We start from the raw sequence: 18930 nt of genomic DNA, 5'->3' as shown, positions 1-18930 counted from the left end.
AAAGTACCAATAATTGGTATTATTCTGCCTCCGGAGCCCAACCCTGTGCAAGATGGCGAGATGCTCGACGAAGTCGGGGAAGGCGCGGCGCCCGGATAACGGTAGGATGAGGATCAAACCGGAGGAAAGACTATGGCAGCGCCCCTGATCCCGATTCTCAAAGCCGTCGCGCCCTACGTGGCCCAGATCGCCACGATCGCGATCCCCGCGTTCACGTCCCGTGGCGCCGAAGCCGGCCAGGCCGACCCAGTGGTGGCCAAGCAGATCCAGGAGCTGCAGGAAGCCGCCACCCACAACGCGGAAGCCGTGCAGGTGCTGGCGGACAAACTGCAGCAGGCCCTGGACGGCATGGAGATGGCGGCCAGGGAGTCGGAGGCCCGGTTCGCCAAATACAGGCTCGCCCTCGCCGTCGCCCTGCTGGTCTCCGGTGCTTCTTTGGCACTGAGTGCTTTCCTGCTTTTCAGCTAGGTCCCGCTAACCCGGCCAGGAGAGGATTATGGATTCCAGAACCGAACATCGCGGCGCCTGCCTCTGCGGCGCGGTCGGCGTTATCGCAAAGCCCAAGACCGATAAGGTTGTCGTCTGCCACTGCAAGATGTGCCGCCAGTGGGGCGGCGGCCCCATGTTCGCCGCCGAGTGCGAGCAGGCCGTCATCTTCCAGGGTGAGGAGCACATCGCCAGATTCCAATCGTCGTCGTTCGCCGAACGCGGCTTCTGCAAGCACTGCGGCACCCATATCTTCTTCCGGTACATCGAAGAAAACCACTACGCCCTGCCGGTGGGGCTGCTGGAAGACAGCGACGCCTGGACGCTGTCCGGGCAGATTTTTATCGACCGGAAACCCTCGTTCTTTTCGTTCGCGGAGGACACCGAGAACCTCACCGAGGACCAGGTCCTGAACCCGTAAACCGGTGTCTCAATGCTCGTCGTCGTAGCCGGCTAACCAGGGGCGGCGGCGTTGCGCCGCGCGATGAATCGAGCCGCCGATGGTGGCACCGATTTCCGCGCACACCGCGATGCCCTGCACGAAGGGGCGGTCGTGCATTAGAAACGGCAGTGCCGCGAGCGCGATACGATGGCCGCCGATCTCCGGCACCATCAGCGTGTAGTTGTCGCCCACCGGCGGCAGTTCGTCGCTGTGCGCCAGCAACTGATCCCGCAGCCGGGGGAAGGGCAGGTCGGTGAGGTCCAGGGCCTTCTGCCCGCGGGCGTCGATAAACACCTGAAAGCGGTGCTCACCTTCGGCCGTTTTAATCACGGTGCCGTGATCACCGATGTCCATTTGATACGCCTGGCCCATTGCCAGCACATCGATCACGCCGGCGGCGCGCAATGCCAGCACCCGACGGATCGATTCCGGCGGCACCGCCGCGTAGTTATCGATAAAGACCCGGCGCAGGCCGGTGTTGAAACGTTCCCGGTCGTGCTCGTTGAGATGCGGCGCGATGTCCTCCACCACCTCATGCAGGCGCAGCAGCGCGTAGCGCCACGGCACGGTGTGCCGGTCGCGTTTGTTACGCTCCACTTCCAGCAGATTGCGTTGCGCCCAGCGGAACGGATTGCGCTCGGCGCGGTTGGCGAAATAGGCGTCCGCGAAGGTGTCGGCGTTCTGTTCTTCCAGGGCGATGCCGTCGCTCCATCGCGGGTCCGCATCGCGGATTTCCCGGGCCATCAGGGTGAACACGCGATCCAGTAAGCCTTCGGCGCCGGCATCGATTTCCCTGGTGATGCTTTCTGGCGTGGCGATGCGCAGCGGCTGGTGGGGAATCGGACAATAGAAATCCGCCTCGGGCAGCAGGCCGGACCGGGACATCAAGGTGATGCACAGGTCCGCGCTGTCCCCGTTCAGTTCGAAGCGCAGCGGGCTGTCCGGGGCGTCGGACTGCTCCTGAAAGCAGCCGTGTTGCACCGCCACCGCCATGGCCGCGTCGATGCCGCTGAGCGAGGTGCCCAGCACGCCCACCGCGCCGGCCGGAATGGCGGTGCCGATCAGGCCGCTCCAAGGGCTGGGGAAGTAGCCGGGTCCGCCCTCCGCCGTGGAGGGCCAGACATGGCCGGTGGCGATCACCACGCGGTCGAAGTGGGCCGGCTCGGCGTGGCGGTTGGTCCACAGGCGCAGTGCGTTGTCGCCGGCCTGCAGATCGGTGACCCGGCAACCTTCGAACACCGTTACCCGGTGGTTGCGCTCCGTGGCTTTAGTCACCAACGCCAGAAACTGGGCACGGAAATAATGGCCAAGCAGTACGCGTGGCAGAAACTGCCGGTCGTGCAGGGTCTCCTTGGCCACGCCGTAGCCGGCCAGAAAACCGGCGGATTGCTCGCGCAGCCATTCGAGATAGGTACAGGTTAACGGCGGTATCTCGATGCTGGCGATGTTGGCGAGCATGGCCCGGTGATTGGCATGCTCGTCGTAGGGCATGCCGACGCCCGCCTGGTCACCGGCCTCATAAAGGGTGATCGCCAGCGACTGCTGGCCGTCGATCAGGGCGGCAAGGGTATAGAGGCCGGTGGGCCCGGTGCCGATAATGGCAATGCGCTGCATACCAGGGTCATTTCCGTATGACTGGGGCAACGAGAATGCGCGGCCCGAGGCATTGCTGTCCATCGGGCCATACTTGATTTTACCTTCCCCGAAAGGCGGCGAGCGCCGCCCGCCGGTTACGCCCGCGCCGGCTCCGGCGGCAGGGTGCCGCCCGGGAACGCCAGGCGCAGGTTCTTCAGCCAGGTGGTGCCGAACTGCCGCCATAGGGGCGCGGAGTTGTACGGCAGGCCGTAGCGGTCGGCCAGCGCTTTCACGCGCGGTGCCACTTCCGGATAACGGTTGCTGCACATATCCGGGAACAGATGATGCTCAATCTGGTGGCTCAGGTTGCCGGACATCACATGGAACAGCGGGCCGCCGGTGATGTTGGCGGAGCCGAGCAGCTGGCGGATGTACCACTGGCCGCGGGATTCGCCTTCCACCTGTTCCTCGGTGAAGTTGTAGACGTCGGCGGGGAAGTGCCCGCAGAAAATAATCACGAACGCCCAGATGTTACGGATGATATTGGCGACGAAGTTGGCGCCGGCCACCAGCAGGAACACGGTGAGCGGGGATTCCGGCACGAAGAAGGAGATCGGGATCGACACCAGCGCGGCCAGGCCCGGCCACATGATGTAGTCCTTGCGCACCTGGCCCCAGATCTTGCGGCCGATGTGTTTCATCAGCGGCAGGATTTCCTTGGGTTTTTTCTTGCCTTCGCCCACGTCGATGATCGCCTGCTCGTGCAGGGCCACGCCTTCCTCGAACAGCAGCATCAGCATCACGAAGTACACCGGCTGCAGCAGGTAGGCGGGCTTCCAGGGCTGCAGCGGCGTCACGCGCATGATGCCGTAGCCCACGTCCAGGTCTTTCTCGAGCACGTTGGTCCAGGTGTGGTGCACCACATTGTGCGAGTGCATCCAGCGGTCGGACGGGCTCATGGTGTCCCACTCCCAGGTGTTGGACTGGATCTCCGGGTCCTTCATCCAGTCCCACTGGGCGTGCAGCACGTTGTGGGCGATTTCCATGTTTTCCAGAATCTTCGCCAGGCCGAGCAGGATCACGCCCAGCGCCATCACGATCAGCGTGGTGCCCCAGCCGGCCAGCGCGTGCGGCCAGGCGGGCAGCAGGAACAGGCTGGCGTAGATGGTGAGCCGGCCGAACAGCGCCATGCTGCGCTGAATGCGGATCAGCCGCAGAATATAGAGCCGGTCTTTCTCACCCCGGGATTCCAGGGTCTCGTAATAGATGGCGTCCATCTCGCGGCCGAATTCGTCGATTTGTTCTTCCGTGAGATCCACGGGTAAACCCTGTCGCTTACTCATCATGACCTCCTAGATGTCCAGTTCGCAGTCACCGGCGGTGGCGCACACGCACACCTGCACGATCGAGCCGGGCTCGTTGATGTATTCGCCGCTGCGCAGGTCGCGCACGCAGCCGGATTTCAAGGTGGTGTTGCAGGTGTGGCAGATGCCCATGCGGCAGCCGTGGGGCGGGTTGAGCCCGGCGTCCTCGGCGATGCGCAGCAGGTTGGTCTGGCCGTCCGCGTCCACGTCCAGCTCGCTCTGCGCGAAGCGCACCTTGCCGCCCACCGCGTCGTCGGGGATCGGCGCCAGCTCGGCGCGGAACCGTTCGATGTGCAGGCGGTTGGAGAGGCCGGCCTCTTCCCAGACTTCTTCCAGGGCGGCCAGCAGCCCCGGCGGCCCGCAGGCGTAGCAGTCCCGTTCGCGCCAGTCCGGGCAGGCCTGCTCCAGCTTTTCGCGGCTGAAGTAGGCGGCGTTGTCGTCTTCCTTCTGCGTGTGCACTTCGTGCAGATGGTAGTGGCGGTGCTGGGCGTTCAGCTTGCGCAGCTCCTTGCCGAAAATGGTGTCGAATTCGTGCGGCGCGTAATGAATGTGCACCGTGTCCGGCAGACGCTGCTGCTCGATCAGGCTGTGCAGCATGCTTCTGGCCGGCGTGATACCGCTGCCCGCGGTGATGAACAGCGGCTGAATCGGCGAGGCGTCCGGTAGGTAGAAATCGCCCTGGGGCAGGCCCACCGGAATAAAGTCGCCGACTTTGAGATTGCGCACGATGTGGTGCGACAGGCGCCCGCCCTCGATCTTTTTAACGGTGATGGTGAAGCGGCCGTCGTCCCGCTCCGGCGGCGACGAGATCGTGTAGGTGCGGGTGTAGTGCCGGCCGTCCACCGGGATGCCCACGCGGATGTGCTGGCCGGGGCGGTGCAGCCGCCAGTTGGCGCCGGGCTGCAGGGTGATGGTGCGGCAGTCCTTGGTCTCGTCCCACACGTCCACCACCCGCGCGTGCATACGGTGGGTGGTCCACAGCGGGTTCACCAGCTCCACGTAATGGGAGGTACGCAGCGGGAAAGCGAACATGTCGGTGATCGCCGCCAGCCTGTTCAGCCAGCCTTTCCGTGGTTTCGGGTCCTGCGCCTGGGTCATGGCCTGGGCTCCTGTATTCACTCGTTATTATGCTGTTTGTGTACAGGTGTTCACGTTACCTCAGGTTGGCGTGGTTTGGGAAGAGGGCAATTTTGTGCAAATGTTGAGCGGTTCCCCCTACAGCCGATAACAGCACGGTTTTGCCGGCGATGCCAGGAAAGGGCGGGCTGCCTATAAGGACGTGGCCCAGGCCGCGATGTAGAGCCCCAGGCCGAACACCGCGTGAGTAAGCAGGCTTTGCAGGCGCGCAGCGTTGGGCCTGGGGGTTCTCGAGGCGGCGATGCCGGCGCCCATGCCGGGCTGCATCAGAAAGAACGGCGCCGCCACCGTGCCGATGCCCACCGCCAGGGCCGGGCCGAGGGTGGGGCGTGCCGCCCATTCGACGCCGCATAACCCGATCAGAAGCCCGGCGAAGGCGATGCCGATGCCGTAATGCGCGGCCCAGCCGATCATACGCTCGCCCGGTTTCTTCGGCGCGGCGGCGATGCTGTCGTGGCGGAAGCGGCCGTGCGGCATGTGCGCGATCCAGCGGCCGACCAGGCCGTAATCGAGCCCCTTGCCGCCGAACACTCTTTTGCGCAGCCAGCCCCACAAATCCATGATGGCGGTGGCTCCCACGCCGATAAAAAATATAATCGCTAATAGAGTCATGGCGTCTTCCAGTCGGTGTCTTCGTTGGGCGATGAAGGCAGCTTGCTACTTAAAGTCGACTTGAGGTCAAGGGCTATGGATATTTCCGAGGTGGTGCGCCGTTCCGGCCTGCCGGCGTCCACGTTGCGTTTCTATGAACAGAAAGGATTGATCGCCTCCGTGGGCCGGCGCGGCCTGCACCGGGTGTTCGCCGCCGGCGTGATGGAGCAGCTTTCGTTGATTGCGCTGGGCCGCGCGGCCGGTTTCTCCCTGAATGAAATCGCCGCCATGTTCGGTGCCGACGGGCGCCCCCGGATCGAACGGCAGCGGTTGCTGGAGAAAGCCGACGAACTGGATCAATCGATCAAACAACTGACCGCCATGCGTGACGGGCTGCGCCACGCGGCGGCCTGTTCCGCGCCCAGCCATCTGGAGTGCCCCAAGTTCCGGCGTTTGATGGGGCTGGCGGGTGCCGGGGTGATCGGCGAGCGCCGAAACGGAACGTCCGCGAAAAAGTAGACTCCCCGGATGTCGAAGCCGGGACATGTGGTTCGACCAGCTTTTGACGCCCGTTGCAGGGCCCCTTTCGATTGCCAGCAGGAACCGACCATGTCCCGAATGATTTTCGTCAATCTGCCCGTTGCCGATCTCGCCGCTTCCATGGCGTTCTATCAGGCGCTGGGGTTTGAGAATAACCCGCAGTTCACCGACGACACCGCCGCCTGCATGGTGTGGAGCGATAGCATTTTCGTGATGCTGCTCACCCATGAAAAGTGGCGCACCTTCACCGACCGCCCCATCCCGCCGGCCACCGCCAGCGAAGTGCTGCTGGCCCTCTCCTGCGATGATCGCGAGATGGTGGATCGGCTCAATGAAAAAGCGGACGCCAGCGGCGGCACGTCGGACATCAACGCGATCCAGGATCTGGGCTTTATGTACAACCGCAGCCTGGCGGACCCGGACGGCCACGTCTGGGAAATGTTCTGGATGGACCCGACGGCGGTGCCGGCAGATGATGCCGGAAGCCAGGGGTAAGCCGCTCAAGGAAGGGAGTCGTCATTCCGGTATCGGCACCAGGACCGCGTCACCGGCCGCGAACGGTTCCCCGTTCTCATCGTCCCAGTCGCCGAGCTCGGCGCTGGCGAACACCTGCCGCTTGCCGGCTTTCACCACCCGCCCGGTGACCCGGAACGCGCCGGCAACCGCCGGGCGCAGGCAGCGCACCGAAAACTGCGAGGCGGTGACGTTGCCGGCCACCGTGGCGGCGGCGAAGCCGCAGGCGGTGTCGATCAGGCCGCCGATCAGCGCGGCGTGCAGGTGGCCGCTGTATTGCGCGAAGTCGTCGCGCCAGTCCAGGCGCAGGGTGACCAGGCCGGGTTCGGCCTGTTCCACTTGCAGGTCCAGCCATTGATTAAAAGGCGCCAGGGCGGAGACCTGGCGTATTCGATTCAGCAGGGCGGTGGGGTCGTTCATGGGTGTCTCCGGATCAACGTTGGACTTTGAACACGCCGGTGGCGCGGGCGCAGGGTGCGCCGTTGGCGAGCACGGTGGCGCTGGCGAAGCTGAGGCTGCGGCCGGTGCGGGTGACGTCGGCGCGGAATTCCAGCCACTGGCCGACGCGGGCGCTGCCCAGGAAGTCCAGGTTCAGATTCACGGTCACCAGGCCCTTGAGCGACGGCAGGGTGCTGTCTTCCAGATGCGGCAGGCAGCTCAGGCCCATGGCGTTGTCGCATAGGGCGGATAACAGGCCGCCGTGGACGAAACCACGGCTGTTGGCGTGGGCGTCCCGCGCGTGCAGGCCCAGGCTGATGCCGTTGTTGTGGGGGCGGTGATAGATCGGTTCCCAGGGTGCGGTGAAGCCGCTTTTCCGGGTGTGGGGCTGGAAGCCTTCGGGGACGGCGGTCATGGCGATGCTCCATAATATTAATATAGACCAGTCTATATAATCGTGCTCCCCGGTCAATGCCGGCACGGGTTATGATCCAGGTCGTGGCTCGACCCCCGAAAACCTGATCACTGGAAAGCCCCATGACCCGCAGCCGCTTCCTGATCCACCGCATCCAACCGGACGACACCGCCCTGATGGCGGGCCTGATGGACGTGTTTGGCGAGGCCTTTGAGGACCGCGAGACCTACGGCGCCCATCGGCCTGACGAAGCCTACTGGCGCTCACTGCTCGGCGGTGATTCGTTCATCGCGCTGGCGGCCCTGGACGGTGACCGGGTGGTGGGCGGTCTGGCCGCCTACGAGCTGAAGAAATTCGAACAGCGGCGCAGCGAGATCTATATCTATGATCTGGCCGTGGCCGAGACCCACCGTCGGCGGGGCATCGCCACCGCGCTGATCGAGGCACTGAAAAAGATTGGGCGTGAGCGCGGCGCCTGGGTGATTTTCGTGCAGGCGGACCACGGCGATGACCCGGCCATCGCGCTGTACACCAGGCTGGGTGTGCGCGAGGACGTGCTGCATTTCGACATTGAGGTGTAGGCGGGTGGCCGTTCAGACGGTGTCTTGGAGGGCATCGATCAGCGCCGCGATCTCCTCGCAGGCGTCGTGGATCGGCGCCGGGTCGCGGGCCACCCGCGCCTGGATCAGGGCGCCTTCCAGGGCGGAGATGGCCAACGACGCGAGGCGTTGGGCTTGGGCGCCGTCCGCGTTATCAGGGTCGATCAGGGTGGCGAGGGTCCGGCGCCAGGCGGTGTAGGCTTCCCGAGCGGCTGCCGTGATCGGTTCGGACTGGGGCGTCACCTCCAGCACGGTGGTGGCCAGCGGGCAGCCGTCCCGGTAGTCCGAATCCTTCAGCCAGCCGGCCAGGAGCGCCCCGTAGGCGCGCAGCGCGGCGGCGGGCGTGCGGTGGTCCCGCTGCAGGGTTCGCAGGGTGTCGGTGACCCGGTCGCCGGCGTAGCGGACGGCTTCCGCGCCCAGCGCTTCCTTGCCGCCGGGGAAATAGTGGTAGAACGAGCCCTTGGGCGCCTCGGCGAGGCCTAGAATGTCATTGATGCCGGTGGCCGCGTAGCCGCGCTGACGGAACAGCTCGGCGGCGGCGCGTACCAGGCGATCGCGGTGTTTGGGGCGGGCTCCCATGAACGGCGGCTCCGGATGCTGGATTCAGTGGACCAGTCTAGATGGAAATCCCCGATGCTGCATGACCCTTCCTTCACGCGGACACCACTCTTAGTAACAAAAGCTATCAGGGTATTTGTCAGGCTGTATTGGCAGGGTAGGGGTGGAAGGTAATACAAGTAAGTTAGTACTGGCAGCCTAATGGCGACCCGAGCGATGACGGCGCGACCCCGCGCGATGAAAAGCAAGGAGAACGATCATGTCCGAGAGCAAATGTCCCTTCCATAACAACAATGTCGCGGGCGGCGGCGTCACCAACCGGGATTGGTGGCCCAATCAGCTGCGGCTGGACATCCTGCATCAGCATTCGTCCATGTCCAACCCGATGGACGAGGACTTTGATTACGCGGAAGCCTTCAAAAGCCTGGATCTGGCGGCGCTGAAAAAAGACCTGACTGATCTCATGACCGACACCCAGGACTGGTGGCCGGCGGACTTTGGCCACTACGGCCCGATGTTCATTCGCATGGCCTGGCACAGCGCCGGCACCTACCGCATCGGCGATGGCCGGGGCGGCGCGGGTACCGGTACGCAGCGGTTCGCGCCGCTCAACAGCTGGCCGGACAACGTCAACCTGGATAAGGCCCGCCGTCTGCTGTGGCCGATTAAGAAAAAGTACGGCAACAAGATCTCCTGGGCCGATCTGATCGTGCTCACCGGTAACGTGGCGCTGGAATCCATGGGTTTCAAAACCTTCGGCTTCGCCGGCGGCCGCGAAGATCTTTACGAACCCGAGGACGACATCTACTGGGGCGTGGAAGATTCCTGGCTGGACGACAAGCGTTACTCCGGCGACCGCGAGCTGGAAAACCCGCTGGCGGCGGTGCAGATGGGTTTGATCTACGTGAACCCGGAAGGCCCCAACGGCGAGCCGGATCCGCTTAAAGCGGCCCACGACATCCGCGAAACCTTCGGCCGCATGGCGATGAACGACGAAGAGACCGTGGCGCTGATCGCCGGTGGCCACACCTTCGGTAAAACCCACGGCGCCGGCGACCCGGAACTGGTGGGCCCGGAGCCGGAAGCGGCGCCGATTGAAATGATGGGCCTGGGCTGGAAGAGCCGCCACGGCTCCGGTTTCGGCGACGACACCATCGGCGGTGGCCCGGAAGTGACCTGGACGCAGAAGCCCACCCAGTGGTCCAACCTGTTCTTCGACAACCTGTTCAAGCACGAATGGGAACTGGAAAAGAGCCCGGCCGGTGCCCAGCAATGGGTGGCCAAGAACGCGGACGCGGACATTCCCTACGCCCAGGACAAAACCAAGAAGCGTAAGCCGACCATGTTGACCACCGACCTGTCGCTGCGTTTCGATCCGGAGTACGGCAAGATCTCCCGCCGGTTCTATGAAAATCCGGAAGAGTTCGCCGACGCCTTTGCCCGCGCCTGGTACAAGCTCACCCACCGGGACATGGGCCCGATTGAACGTTACCTGGGCCCGGAAGTGCCGCAGGAAGAACTGATCTGGCAGGACCCGGTGCCCAAGGTCGACCATCCGTTGATCGACGACAAGGACATCGCCAGCCTCAAGGGCAAGATCGTGGATTCCGGGCTCAGCATTCCCGACATGGTGAAAGTGGCCTGGGCGTCCGCCTCCACCTACCGCGGTTCCGACATGCGCGGTGGCGCCAACGGCGCGCGCCTGCGCCTTGAGCCACAGAAGAACTGGGAGGTGAATGAGCCCCAGCAACTGGACAAGATTCTGAAGATCCTGGAGGGCATTCAGAGCGAGTTCAACAACGCCCAGTCCGGTGGCAAGAAAGTGTCGCTGGCGGACCTGATCGTGCTGGCCGGTTGCGCGGGCGTGGAGAAAGCGGCCGCCAACGGCGGCCACGACGTCACCGTGCCGTTCACCCCCGGCCGCACGGACGCCTCCCTGGAGCAGACCGACGTGGATTCCTTCGAATATCTGGAACCCTTCGTGGACGGCTTCCGCAACTACCGCAAGGAAAAGTATTCCCTGCCCGCGGAGCATCTGCTCATCGACCGTGCCCAGCTGCTGACCCTCACCGCGCCGGAAATGACCGTGCTGGTGGGTGGCATGCGTGCGATGAACGCCAACTTCGACGGTTCCAAACACGGTGTCTTCACCGACCGCCCGGAAGCGCTCAGCAATGACTTCTTCAAGGTGGTGGTGGACATGGGCATCGCCTGGGCGCCCCAGTCCGAGGACGATGACTACCTGTTCGAAGGCCGTGACCGCAGCAGCGGCGAGCTGAAGTGGACCGGCACCCGTCTGGACCTGGTGTTCGGCGCCAACTCCCAGCTGCGCGCGCTTTCCGAAGTCTACGGCGCGGACGACGCGGAGAAGAAGTTCGTCAAGGACTTCGTCGCCGCCTGGGACAAGGTAATGAACCTGGGCCGCTTCGACCTGGACTGATCGCAGCGCTGTTATACCCCAACCCGAGGGGCACGCCTGGCGTGCCCCTTTTGTTTTGTAAGGAAGGTATCAGGCTGGAACCGCCTTACAATCAATGGGTCTATTCAGACAGGTGCCATTCAGTCAGAGGGGGGAAGGTATGCCGATTCAGGATTCCAACGACCGCTACGGCACGGTGAGCCGGGTATTGCACTGGGGCATGGCGTTGCTTCTGGTGTGGCAGTTTCTCAGCGCCGGCGCCCACGCGCTGCTGTCCGACACCGCCGTGGAAGAATTTTTCTGGGGCACCCACAAGCCGCTGGGTTTCCTGCTGTTTGTTCTGATCATCCTGCGTGCCCTGTGGGCGCTGATCAATCTGTCCCGGCGCCCGCCGTCCGTGAGCCTTGCCGCCAGGTTGGGGCACCTGGCGTTCTACGCGCTGCTGTTGGGCATTCCCGCTTTCGCCCTGCTGCGCCAGTACGGCGGCGGAAATCCGTTCGAGCCGTTCGGCATTCCGCTGATGGGCGGTCTCGGCGGCGAGGAAATCGAGTGGATGCAGGTGCCCGCCAATCTGTTCCATGGCTGGGCCGGCTGGTTGTTGCTGCTGATGATCGTGGGTCACATTGTCATGGTGGCGCGCCATCGCAAGGCGGCGGATCAGACCGACGTGCTGCCGCGCATGTGGGGGTGACGGATTATGCGCTTGGACTATGCGGCGATGTTGCGTGTGGCGCTGGACGAAGCGCGGCAGGGGCTTGAGGAAGGCGGCATCCCGATTGGCGCCGCCCTGTTCCGTGCCGACGGCACCCTGCTGGGCGCCGGCCATAACCGCCGCGTGCAGGAGAACGACCCGTCCGTGCACGCGGAAACCGACGCCTTTCGCAAAGCGGGCAGACAGCCCAACTACCGGGATACCATCATGGTTACCACCCTGGCGCCGTGCTGGTACTGCAGCGGTCTGGTGCGCCAGTTCAAAATCGGCACCGTGGTGGTGGGGGAGTCGCGGACGTTCGCGGGCGGCGTGCAGTGGCTGCGTGACAACGGGGTCACGGTGATCGATCTGGATGATCCGGAAGGCGCGGCGTTAATGGAAAATTTTATCCGCGACCATCCGGCTCTTTGGAACGAAGATATCGGTGAAGCCTAGCGGCGGCCTCTACCGGTACTTGCGGTTGAGTTTGCGCATGCCGCCGATCCAGCGATCGTAGTTTTCGGTTTTGTTGCGCATGTATTGCAGCACTTCCTTGTGCGGCAGCACCAGGAAGGTTTCCTGCTCAATGGCCTCCAGGCAGGCCTGGGCCACCGGCTCCGGGTCCATCATGCCGTCCACGCTGGCCACGTGGTCTTCCTTGCCTTTGGTCATGTTGGTGCGCACCGCCTGCGGGCACAGCACCGATACCTTGATGCCGTCGTCGCCGTAGGTGAGCGCGATCCATTCCGCCAGGCCCACGGCGGCGTGCTTGGTGACCGCGTAGGGCGCCGAGCCGATTTGCGAGAGCAGGCCGGCGGCGGAAGCGGTATTGAGAAAATAACCGCCGCCGCGCTCGATCATCTTGGGCGCCAAATGGCGCGCCGCGTAGATGTGCGCCATCACGTTGATGTCCCAGATTTTCTGCCACTGGTCGTTGGCCACTTCCGGGCCGCCGGGCACGGAGATGCCGGCGTTGGAGCAGAACAGATCAATCGGGCCCACGTCTTTTTCGGTGTCGTCGATCAGCGCTTTGATGTCGTCTTCGTTGGACACGTCCACCTTGCGGCCAATGCCGTCCACCATTTTCGCGGTGGCCTCGGCGCCGTCGCCGTCCAGATCCACGCACACGATTTTCTTCGCGCCGGCTTCGGCGAACGCTTGCGCCAAGGCCCGGCCAATACCACCGGCCGCGCCGGTTACAACCACGATACGATCTTTCAGTTCCATGTCATTCTCCTATGTCGCTAGGGAGCGAGCCTTGTGGGAGCGGGCCCCGCCCGCGAAAGGCAAGCTCCGCTTGCCGGCGGGATCCCAGAGGCCTCAAAAAGCGGAACATCAAAGGCGTCTCTGGCATCCTGCCGGCCGGTTACACCGGCCTTTCGCGGGCAGGGCCCGCTCCTACAATTTCAGCTCCACATAAAGGAGCCGCCGCAGACGGTCAGCGCCTGGCCGGTCATGTAGCGGCTGGCGTCGGAGCCGAGGAACACGGCCAGGCCTTCGAAGTCATCCGCTTCGCCCAGGCGGCGCAGCGGAATCTGCGAATTGGCGCGCTTCACCGCTTCCGGGTTATCCCACAGCGCCTTGGCGAAATCGGTGCGCACCAGCCCCGGGCAGATGGCGTTGGCGCGGATGCCCTTGGGCCCGTATTCCAGCGCCAGGTTGCGCACCAGGCCGATCAGCGCCAGCTTGGAGGTGCCGTACACGCCCAGGGTGTCGGACGGCTTAAAGGCGCCGACGCTGGCGGTGAACATCATCGAGCCGTTGCCTTTTTCGATCATGTCCGGTGCCACCAGGCGGGCCAGCCACAGGTTGGCCTGCACGTTCACCTGCATGGTTTTTTCGTAGGCGTCGTCGGGGATCTCGGAGATCGGCCCGTAGTGCACATTGACGCCGGCGTTGCCGACCAGAATGTCCACCGGCCCGGCGAGCTGGTGGGTCTTTTCCACCAGCGTCTCCAGTTCCTGTTTGCGGCTGGCGTTGGCGGCCACCGCGTGCACGCGCTCGGCGCCCACCGCTTTGTTGATCTCAGCGGCGGCCTCGTCGAGGGTCTCCTGGGTACGGGCGGAGATCACCACGGTGGCACCGTGGGCGGCCAGGGCGTACGCCATGGCCTTGCCCATGCCCTTGGAGGCGCCGGTCAACAGCGCCACTTTGCCGGTCAGATCGAACAGCTTGGTTTCCACCATGGCTTCAGGCTCCGGTCTGGTTGTAGCGGTTCACTTCGTTGCGGGCGACCACGTTGTGGTGCACTTCGTCCGGGCCGTCGGCCAGGCGCAGCGTGCGCTGCTGCATGTACATCTCGGACAGCGGTGACCACTGGCTGACGCCGGTGGCGCCGTGGATCTGGATCGCCTGGTCGATAATCTGGCAGCACTTCTCCGGCACCATTGCTTTCGCCATGGAGACCCAGATGCGTGCTTCTTTGTTGCCCATCACGTCCATGGCCTTGGCGGCTTTGAGGACGATCATGCGCATCGCTTCGATCTCGATGCGGGCGCGGGAGATGGTTTCCATGTTCTTGCCGAGATTGATGATCTGCTTGCCGAACGCTTCGCGGTTCATGCCGCGCTCGAGAATCAGGTCGAGGGCTTTTTCGGCGGAACCGATGGAGCGCATGCAGTGGTGAATACGGCCCGGGCCCAGGCGCAGCTGGGAAATTTCGAAGCCGCGGCCTTCGCCCCACAGAATGTTTTCCTTGGGCACGCGCACGTTGTCCAGCTTGATGTGCATGTGACCGTGCGGTGCGTGGTCGTGGCCGAAGACGCGCATCGGGCCGAGCACGTGCACGCCGGGGGCGTCCATGGGCACCAGAATCTGTGACTGCTGGCGGAAGGTGGGGGCGTCCGGGCTGGTTTTGACCATGCAGATCATGATCTTGCAGCGCGGGTCGCCGGCGCCGGAAATGTAGTATTTCTCGCCGTTGATCACCCAGTCGTCGCCGTCCAGCACGGCGCTGGTTTCAATGTTGCGCGCATCGGAAGAAGCCACGTGCGGTTCGGTCATCCCGAAGCAGGAGCGGATCTCGCCGGCCAGCAGGGGCTTGAGCCATTGTTCTTTCTGCTCGGGGGTGCCGACGCGCTCCAGCACTTCCATGTTGCCGGTGTCCGGCGCGGAGCAGTTCAGTGTCTGTGACGCCAGCGGGTTCTTGCCCAGCTCGAAGGCGATGTAGGCGTAGTCCAGGTTGGACAGGCCTTCGCCGGTTTCCGCGTTGGGCAGGAAGAAGTTCCACAGGCCGGCTTCGCGGGCCTTGTTCTTGGCGGTTTCCAGCAGCTCCAGCTGGCCGGGGGCATAGCTGAAACGCTCCGCGCGGCCTTCACCCAGACGGTGGAATTCCTCGGTGATCGGATCCACGTTCTCGCGGATGTGCTTGGCCAGGGCGTCCAGCAGCGGGCGCGCGTCTTCGGACATGGCCAGGTTGTTCAGATCGGTATCGTTACCCATGGGTGTTTACTCCTCGTTGATGGGTGCGCCCGCCTCGGTGTCGGCGGCCAGGCATTGTGCGCGCAGAGCGCGGCGGTCGGTTTTGTCGGTGCCGCCCCGGGGCAGCGGCTCGCTGCGCAGCCAGAGACGGTCGGGAATCTTGAAACGGGCCAGATGGTCGGCCAGGAAGGCTTGCAGCCCGGCTTCGTCGACGCGGGCGCCGGGCTTGAGCTGCACGCCGGCGCCGACGATCTCGCCCAGGCGTTCGTCGGGAATCGGGAAGACGCCGGCTTCGGCCACGTCCGGGTGGCGGTGCAGGGCGCCTTCCACTTCCAGGCAGGCGATGTTCTCGCCGCCCCGGATGATGATGCTCTTCTTGCGGTCGACGATGTAGATCAGGCCTTCCTCGTCGATGCGCGCCAGGTCGCCGGTGTACAGCCAGCCGTCGCGGACGGTGTCGGCGGTGGCTTCGGGCTGGTTCAGATAGCAGCGCATATTGGCGGCGCTTTTCACCGTCAGCTCGCCGATCTCGCCGGTGGGCACCTCAACGCCGTCGCCGTCGACGATGCGCATTTCCTGCAGCGGCGGTGTCGGCCGGCCGGCGGCTTCCGGGTGGGCCACATAGTCCGGGCCGCCGATCAGAATGCCCAGGGCGTTGGTCTCGGTCATGCCCCAGCCGGAGGCAATGGCGGCGGCGGGGAACGCCTCGGCGAGCTGGCCCACCTGGGCGGCGGGCCGCTTGGCGCCGCCGCCGCCGATCGCTTCCAGGGTGTCCAGGCTTTCGCCCAGGGCGCGGGCGGTATCCATCAATTCGGCGGACTGGGTGGGCACGCCGGTAAAGCGGGTGATGCGCTCGCGCTTGATCAGGCGCACCGCCTCTTGTGAGTCCCACTTGTACATCAGGGTCAGGGTGGCGCCGCTGGCCAGGCCCTGCAGGAAATTCGACTGCAAGGCGGTGACATGGAACAGCGGCGTCACCACCAGAAACGACGGCGGCTGCACCTTGTCCGGCTCCGGCAGGGGCGGCGGCGGGTCCGCCACCAGCGGCGCCATCAGCCGCGCCATGATCCAGGAGTACACCGCCGAGATCGCGCCGCGATGGGTGAGCACCACGCCCTTGGGGTTGCCGGTGGAGCCGGAGGAGTACAGCACGGCGAAGTCGTCGTCCGGGGCGATGGTCACATCCGGCCAGCGGTCGTCGCGGCCGCCGTCGCGCAGTTGTTCATAGCGCGGCCGGCCGGGCAGGGCTTCGGCGTCGCGCACCGCGATCAGCGTCAGGCCGTTGTCGGCGGCCAGCTTCTCGATGCGCTGGTGGCGCGGGCCGTCGGCGAACACCACCCGGGCGCCGCAGTCCGTCAGGCCGTAGGCCAGCTCCTGCTCCGACCACCAGGCGTTCATCGGCACCGCCACCGCGCCCAGCGCGGCCACCGCCAGAATCAGGATCGGCAGCTCCGGGTAGTTGCGCATGGCGATGGCCACCGGGTCGCCCTGGCGCACGCCCAGGTCGTCGGCCAGGGCGTTAGCGACGCGCCGCACCTCCCGGCACAGCTCGGCGTGGCGCCAGCGTTCGTCCTGGTAGACCAGGGCGTCGCGGTCCCCATAAGCGGGGGCGGCGTCTTCCAGCAGCACGCGCAGGTGTGCCGGGGCGTTGGCGAATACCGGATAGCGGACTCCGCCGATCACCGCCTCGGTGAGCGCGAAGCGGGGATCGCTGGCGGCGATATGCGCCTGGGCGTCTTCGGGCGTCAATTGTTCTCCTTATGCACGGCGAGCGCCGTGGGCTGGCTGACACTTGTCAGGAATCAAGCTAAGGCGGATGGTGGCGGCAAGTCAAGCGACGTTGACCGGTGGGTCACACCGGAATCAGGAATAATGGAATGCTATTTCGACGGGTAAGCGTCTGAATTAATTGGCTTTTCGCCCAGCTGGTCGACCATGGCGCGGACCGCCGCGGCCACCGTCTTGAGGATCACGGTGTCGTCGATGTCGCGGTTCAGCCAGTCGCGCATGGGCGCGAACGCGGCCAGGAAGACGATCATATTGGCCACCACTTCGGCGCGCGGGTCGTCCTCGGGCAGACCGGTGCGTTCGCGCAGCTGGTCGGCTAAGGCATTGAGCACCGTCTCGTCGCGGGCGCGCATGGTCTTGCGGTCTTCGTCGCGGAGGTGGGGGATGGAGCGGTAGATCAGCAGGGTGCCCTGGCGCTTCTTGGTCCAGACGTCCTGGAAGAACGCCGCCACCTGATCCTCGAACGGCACGTCCGGGTCGCGCTCCAGACGCTCCGCCAGGGTCGGCACGTCCTGGGCGAACCACAGTTTGTTGAGCAGCCGGCGCAGGATGTCGTTTTTGTTGGCGATGTAATCGTAGATGCTCGCCTGGTTCACGCCGGAGCGCGCGCAGATGTCGCGGATGGTGGTGGCGTCGAAGCCCTTTTCCAGAAACAGGGACAACGCGGCGTCGCAGATCTGGTTGCGGCGCGTCTCGGTGAGCGCGCTGTCCTGCACGCCGTCCACCGTGGCTTCCACCAGTTGCTGCTCGCTGTCGAGGGCGGTTTTATCGTTGTGTTCAGGTTCCGCCGGCAAGCGTCTTCTCCACAATCAGGTCGGTCCGGGAAGGTCGCTCGGACGTTAGCACAGTTGTTTCAGGGGCGGAAGAAAGCGGCCGGCGGCGCGCTTCGAGCGGCGCCAGGATCGGGCAAGGATCGGCGGGTTATGGGGCATCACGCGGCTATCTTGCCGCCGTCTTGAGCGTTATCTTGTCATTCTTTGCCCCTGAACCCGGGTATTACTTCGTTTGTCTGATCGAGAGAGTAGTTATGAGCGACGACACCTACACGCCTCCGAAAGTCTGGAAATGGGACGCGGAAAGCGGCGGCAAATTCGCCAGCATCAACCGGCCCATCGCCGGCCCCACCCATGACAAAGACCTGCCGGTGGGCAAGCATCCGCTGCAGCTGTATTCCCTGGCCACGCCCAACGGCGTCAAGGTGACGGTGCTGCTGGAAGAGCTTCTGGAAAAGGGCTTCGAAGGCGCGGAGTACGACGCCTGGTTGATCCGCATCACCGAGGGCGAGCAGTTCGGCAGCGGGTTCGTGGACATCAACCCCAACTCCAAGATCCCGGCCCTGGTGGATCAGAGCCAGGACCCGTCGGTGCGCGTGTTCGAGTCCGGCGCCATCCTGCTCTACCTGGCGGAAAAGTTCGGCGCTTTCCTGCCCACTGATCCGGCCAAGCGCACCGAATGCCTGAACTGGCTGTTCTGGCAGATGGGCGCGGTGCCGTTCCTGGGCGGCGGCTTCGGCCACTTCTACGCCTACGCGCCGGAGAAATACGAATACCCGATCAACCGCTACACCATGGAAGTGAAGCGCCAGCTGGACGTGCTCGACCGCCGCCTGGCGGACAACCGCTTCCTGTCCGGCGACGACTACACCATCGCCGACATGGCGGTCTGGCCCTGGTACGGCGCCCTGGTCACCAACAAGGTGTACGAGGCCGCCGAATTCCTGGAAGCGCACACCTACAAGAACGTGCTGCGCTGGGAAGCGGAGATCGCCGAGCGCCCCGCCGTGCAGCGCGGCCGCATGGTCAACCGCGCCTGGGGCGAGCCCGGCGAACAGCTGCGCGAGCGCCACGACGCCAGCGACTTCCAGCTGCGCACCCAGGACAAGCTGGAAGACTCATAGCCGCGACACTGGTGGGAGCGGGCCCTTGTGGTGGCGGCCTTTGTGGGAGCGGGCCCC

21 protein-coding genes are annotated in these 18930 nt (G+C 64.7%); 9 read left to right on the top strand and 12 right to left on the bottom strand.

Features of this window, described 5'->3' with window-relative positions; all coding sequences use genetic code 11:
• The first annotated feature begins 132 nt into the window (after window positions 1–132).
• Both ACMG4O_RS01815 and ACMG4O_RS01810 read left to right on the top strand, forming a co-directional pair.
• Complete coding sequence (locus ACMG4O_RS01815) at window positions 133–468, top strand: hypothetical protein (RefSeq protein ID WP_414434299.1); 336 nt, start codon at window positions 133–135, stop codon at window positions 466–468.
• A gap of 28 nt (window positions 469–496) precedes the next feature.
• Window positions 497–907 (top strand): GFA family protein, encoded by a 411-nt coding sequence (locus ACMG4O_RS01810; RefSeq protein WP_142949235.1) that lies wholly within the window; start codon window positions 497–499, stop codon window positions 905–907.
• A 9-nt stretch (window positions 908–916) separates the two neighbouring features.
• Here the strand turns inward: ACMG4O_RS01810 and ACMG4O_RS01805 are convergent, their stop codons facing one another.
• The 4 genes from ACMG4O_RS01805 to ACMG4O_RS01790 form a co-directional block, all read right to left on the bottom strand.
• Window positions 917–2542, bottom strand: coding sequence for an FAD-NAD(P)-binding protein (locus ACMG4O_RS01805; RefSeq protein ID WP_414434298.1), 1626 nt, complete (start codon window positions 2540–2542; stop codon window positions 917–919).
• 116 nt (window positions 2543–2658) lie between these two features.
• Complete coding sequence (locus ACMG4O_RS01800; RefSeq protein ID WP_370203505.1) at window positions 2659–3846, bottom strand: fatty acid desaturase family protein; 1188 nt, start codon at window positions 3844–3846, stop codon at window positions 2659–2661.
• Between the two features lie 9 nt (window positions 3847–3855).
• Window positions 3856–4965: a ferredoxin reductase gene (locus tag ACMG4O_RS01795; protein ID WP_370209489.1), complete on the bottom strand. Its 1110-nt coding sequence runs from the start codon at window positions 4963–4965 to the stop codon at window positions 3856–3858.
• A gap of 171 nt (window positions 4966–5136) precedes the next feature.
• Window positions 5137–5616, bottom strand: coding sequence for a DUF2938 domain-containing protein (locus ACMG4O_RS01790; RefSeq protein WP_370209491.1), 480 nt, complete (start codon window positions 5614–5616; stop codon window positions 5137–5139).
• A 75-nt stretch (window positions 5617–5691) separates the two neighbouring features.
• On the opposite strand from ACMG4O_RS01790, the gene ACMG4O_RS01785 reads away from it, so the two are divergent.
• Together ACMG4O_RS01785 and ACMG4O_RS01780 are read left to right on the top strand one after the other, a co-directional pair.
• Entirely contained in the window at window positions 5692–6114 is a 423-nt protein-coding gene (locus ACMG4O_RS01785) for a helix-turn-helix domain-containing protein (protein WP_414434297.1), read from the top strand.
• Window positions 6115–6204: 90 nt separating this feature from the next.
• Window positions 6205–6630 (top strand): VOC family protein, encoded by a 426-nt coding sequence (locus ACMG4O_RS01780; RefSeq protein WP_370209494.1) that lies wholly within the window; start codon window positions 6205–6207, stop codon window positions 6628–6630.
• Window positions 6631–6651: 21 nt separating this feature from the next.
• Here ACMG4O_RS01780 and ACMG4O_RS01775 read toward each other — a convergent pair whose 3' ends face one another.
• Together ACMG4O_RS01775 and ACMG4O_RS01770 are read right to left on the bottom strand one after the other, a co-directional pair.
• The gene (locus tag ACMG4O_RS01775; RefSeq protein WP_414434296.1) at window positions 6652–7068 is read right to left on the bottom strand and encodes a PaaI family thioesterase; all 417 of its coding nucleotides are present in this window, start codon (window positions 7066–7068) and stop codon (window positions 6652–6654) included.
• Window positions 7069–7081: 13 nt separating this feature from the next.
• Complete coding sequence (locus ACMG4O_RS01770; RefSeq protein WP_414434295.1) at window positions 7082–7501, bottom strand: PaaI family thioesterase; 420 nt, start codon at window positions 7499–7501, stop codon at window positions 7082–7084.
• 122 nt (window positions 7502–7623) lie between these two features.
• Between ACMG4O_RS01770 and ACMG4O_RS01765 the strand changes: the two genes are divergently transcribed.
• The gene (locus ACMG4O_RS01765; protein WP_414434294.1) at window positions 7624–8082 is read left to right on the top strand and encodes an AAC(3)-I family aminoglycoside N-acetyltransferase; all 459 of its coding nucleotides are present in this window, start codon (window positions 7624–7626) and stop codon (window positions 8080–8082) included.
• A gap of 12 nt (window positions 8083–8094) precedes the next feature.
• Here the strand turns inward: ACMG4O_RS01765 and ACMG4O_RS01760 are convergent, their stop codons facing one another.
• The gene (locus ACMG4O_RS01760; RefSeq protein WP_414434293.1) at window positions 8095–8679 is read right to left on the bottom strand and encodes a TetR/AcrR family transcriptional regulator; all 585 of its coding nucleotides are present in this window, start codon (window positions 8677–8679) and stop codon (window positions 8095–8097) included.
• A gap of 238 nt (window positions 8680–8917) precedes the next feature.
• Here ACMG4O_RS01760 and katG point away from each other — a divergent pair, with 238 nt between their 5' ends.
• The 3 genes from katG (at window position 8918) to ACMG4O_RS01745 (ending at window position 12224) form a co-directional block, all read left to right on the top strand.
• Window positions 8918–11098: a catalase/peroxidase HPI gene (katG, locus tag ACMG4O_RS01755; RefSeq protein ID WP_414434292.1), complete on the top strand. Its 2181-nt coding sequence runs from the start codon at window positions 8918–8920 to the stop codon at window positions 11096–11098.
• 139 nt (window positions 11099–11237) lie between these two features.
• A complete protein-coding gene (locus ACMG4O_RS01750) occupies window positions 11238–11768 on the top strand; it encodes a cytochrome b (protein WP_414434291.1) in 531 nt (176 codons plus the stop codon).
• 6 nt (window positions 11769–11774) lie between these two features.
• Window positions 11775–12224, top strand: a complete 450-nt coding sequence (locus ACMG4O_RS01745; protein ID WP_414434290.1) for a nucleoside deaminase — start codon at window positions 11775–11777, stop codon at window positions 12222–12224.
• Window positions 12225–12233: 9 nt separating this feature from the next.
• Here the strand turns inward: ACMG4O_RS01745 and ACMG4O_RS01740 are convergent, their stop codons facing one another.
• From ACMG4O_RS01740 to ACMG4O_RS01720, 5 genes are all read right to left on the bottom strand, one after another.
• Window positions 12234–12995, bottom strand: coding sequence for an SDR family oxidoreductase (locus ACMG4O_RS01740; protein ID WP_414434289.1), 762 nt, complete (start codon window positions 12993–12995; stop codon window positions 12234–12236).
• Window positions 12996–13174: 179 nt separating this feature from the next.
• A complete protein-coding gene (locus ACMG4O_RS01735) occupies window positions 13175–13954 on the bottom strand; it encodes an SDR family NAD(P)-dependent oxidoreductase (protein WP_414434288.1) in 780 nt (259 codons plus the stop codon).
• A gap of 4 nt (window positions 13955–13958) precedes the next feature.
• Window positions 13959–15209 carry an acyl-CoA dehydrogenase family protein gene (locus ACMG4O_RS01730; RefSeq protein WP_414434287.1) on the bottom strand — a complete coding sequence of 417 codons (1251 nt, stop codon included), beginning with the start codon at window positions 15207–15209 and terminating at the stop codon, window positions 13959–13961.
• 6 nt (window positions 15210–15215) lie between these two features.
• Window positions 15216–16937, bottom strand: coding sequence for a class I adenylate-forming enzyme family protein (locus tag ACMG4O_RS01725; RefSeq protein WP_414434286.1), 1722 nt, complete (start codon window positions 16935–16937; stop codon window positions 15216–15218).
• Window positions 16938–17068: 131 nt separating this feature from the next.
• Window positions 17069–17770: a TetR/AcrR family transcriptional regulator gene (locus ACMG4O_RS01720; RefSeq protein WP_414434285.1), complete on the bottom strand. Its 702-nt coding sequence runs from the start codon at window positions 17768–17770 to the stop codon at window positions 17069–17071.
• A 233-nt stretch (window positions 17771–18003) separates the two neighbouring features.
• Here ACMG4O_RS01720 and yghU point away from each other — a divergent pair, with 233 nt between their 5' ends.
• On the top strand, window positions 18004–18873 hold the full coding sequence (yghU, locus tag ACMG4O_RS01715; protein WP_414434284.1) for a glutathione-dependent disulfide-bond oxidoreductase: 870 nt from the start codon (window positions 18004–18006) through the stop codon (window positions 18871–18873).
• Window positions 18874–18930: the final 57 nt, after the last annotated feature.

Source organism: Alloalcanivorax venustensis, assembly GCF_047495515.1.
GTDB classification, from domain to species: Bacteria; Pseudomonadota; Gammaproteobacteria; order Pseudomonadales; family Alcanivoracaceae; genus Alloalcanivorax; species Alloalcanivorax venustensis.
This window is presented reverse-complemented; position numbering and strand designations above follow the sequence as displayed.

Excerpts from the sequence above, each read along its gene's own strand:
- ACMG4O_RS01815 (WP_414434299.1), top strand. The coding sequence starts at position 133 with ATGGCAGCGCCCCTGATCCCGATTCTCAAAGCCGTCGCGCCCTACGTG.
- ACMG4O_RS01810 (WP_142949235.1), top strand. The coding sequence starts at position 497 with ATGGATTCCAGAACCGAACATCGCGGCGCCTGCCTCTGCGGCGCGGTC.
- ACMG4O_RS01805 (WP_414434298.1), bottom strand. The coding sequence starts at position 2,542 with ATGCAGCGCATTGCCATTATCGGCACCGGGCCCACCGGCCTCTATACC.
- ACMG4O_RS01800 (WP_370203505.1), bottom strand. The coding sequence starts at position 3,846 with ATGAGTAAGCGACAGGGTTTACCCGTGGATCTCACGGAAGAACAAATC.
- ACMG4O_RS01795 (WP_370209489.1), bottom strand. The coding sequence starts at position 4,965 with ATGACCCAGGCGCAGGACCCGAAACCACGGAAAGGCTGGCTGAACAGG.
- ACMG4O_RS01790 (WP_370209491.1), bottom strand. The coding sequence starts at position 5,616 with ATGACTCTATTAGCGATTATATTTTTTATCGGCGTGGGAGCCACCGCC.
- ACMG4O_RS01785 (WP_414434297.1), top strand. The coding sequence starts at position 5,692 with ATGGATATTTCCGAGGTGGTGCGCCGTTCCGGCCTGCCGGCGTCCACG.
- ACMG4O_RS01780 (WP_370209494.1), top strand. The coding sequence starts at position 6,205 with ATGTCCCGAATGATTTTCGTCAATCTGCCCGTTGCCGATCTCGCCGCT.
- ACMG4O_RS01775 (WP_414434296.1), bottom strand. The coding sequence starts at position 7,068 with ATGAACGACCCCACCGCCCTGCTGAATCGAATACGCCAGGTCTCCGCC.
- ACMG4O_RS01770 (WP_414434295.1), bottom strand. The coding sequence starts at position 7,501 with ATGACCGCCGTCCCCGAAGGCTTCCAGCCCCACACCCGGAAAAGCGGC.
- ACMG4O_RS01765 (WP_414434294.1), top strand. The coding sequence starts at position 7,624 with ATGACCCGCAGCCGCTTCCTGATCCACCGCATCCAACCGGACGACACC.
- ACMG4O_RS01760 (WP_414434293.1), bottom strand. The coding sequence starts at position 8,679 with ATGGGAGCCCGCCCCAAACACCGCGATCGCCTGGTACGCGCCGCCGCC.
- katG (WP_414434292.1), top strand. The coding sequence starts at position 8,918 with ATGTCCGAGAGCAAATGTCCCTTCCATAACAACAATGTCGCGGGCGGC.
- ACMG4O_RS01750 (WP_414434291.1), top strand. The coding sequence starts at position 11,238 with ATGCCGATTCAGGATTCCAACGACCGCTACGGCACGGTGAGCCGGGTA.
- ACMG4O_RS01745 (WP_414434290.1), top strand. The coding sequence starts at position 11,775 with ATGCGCTTGGACTATGCGGCGATGTTGCGTGTGGCGCTGGACGAAGCG.
- ACMG4O_RS01740 (WP_414434289.1), bottom strand. The coding sequence starts at position 12,995 with ATGGAACTGAAAGATCGTATCGTGGTTGTAACCGGCGCGGCCGGTGGT.
- ACMG4O_RS01735 (WP_414434288.1), bottom strand. The coding sequence starts at position 13,954 with ATGGTGGAAACCAAGCTGTTCGATCTGACCGGCAAAGTGGCGCTGTTG.
- ACMG4O_RS01730 (WP_414434287.1), bottom strand. The coding sequence starts at position 15,209 with ATGGGTAACGATACCGATCTGAACAACCTGGCCATGTCCGAAGACGCG.
- yghU (WP_414434284.1), top strand. The coding sequence starts at position 18,004 with ATGAGCGACGACACCTACACGCCTCCGAAAGTCTGGAAATGGGACGCG.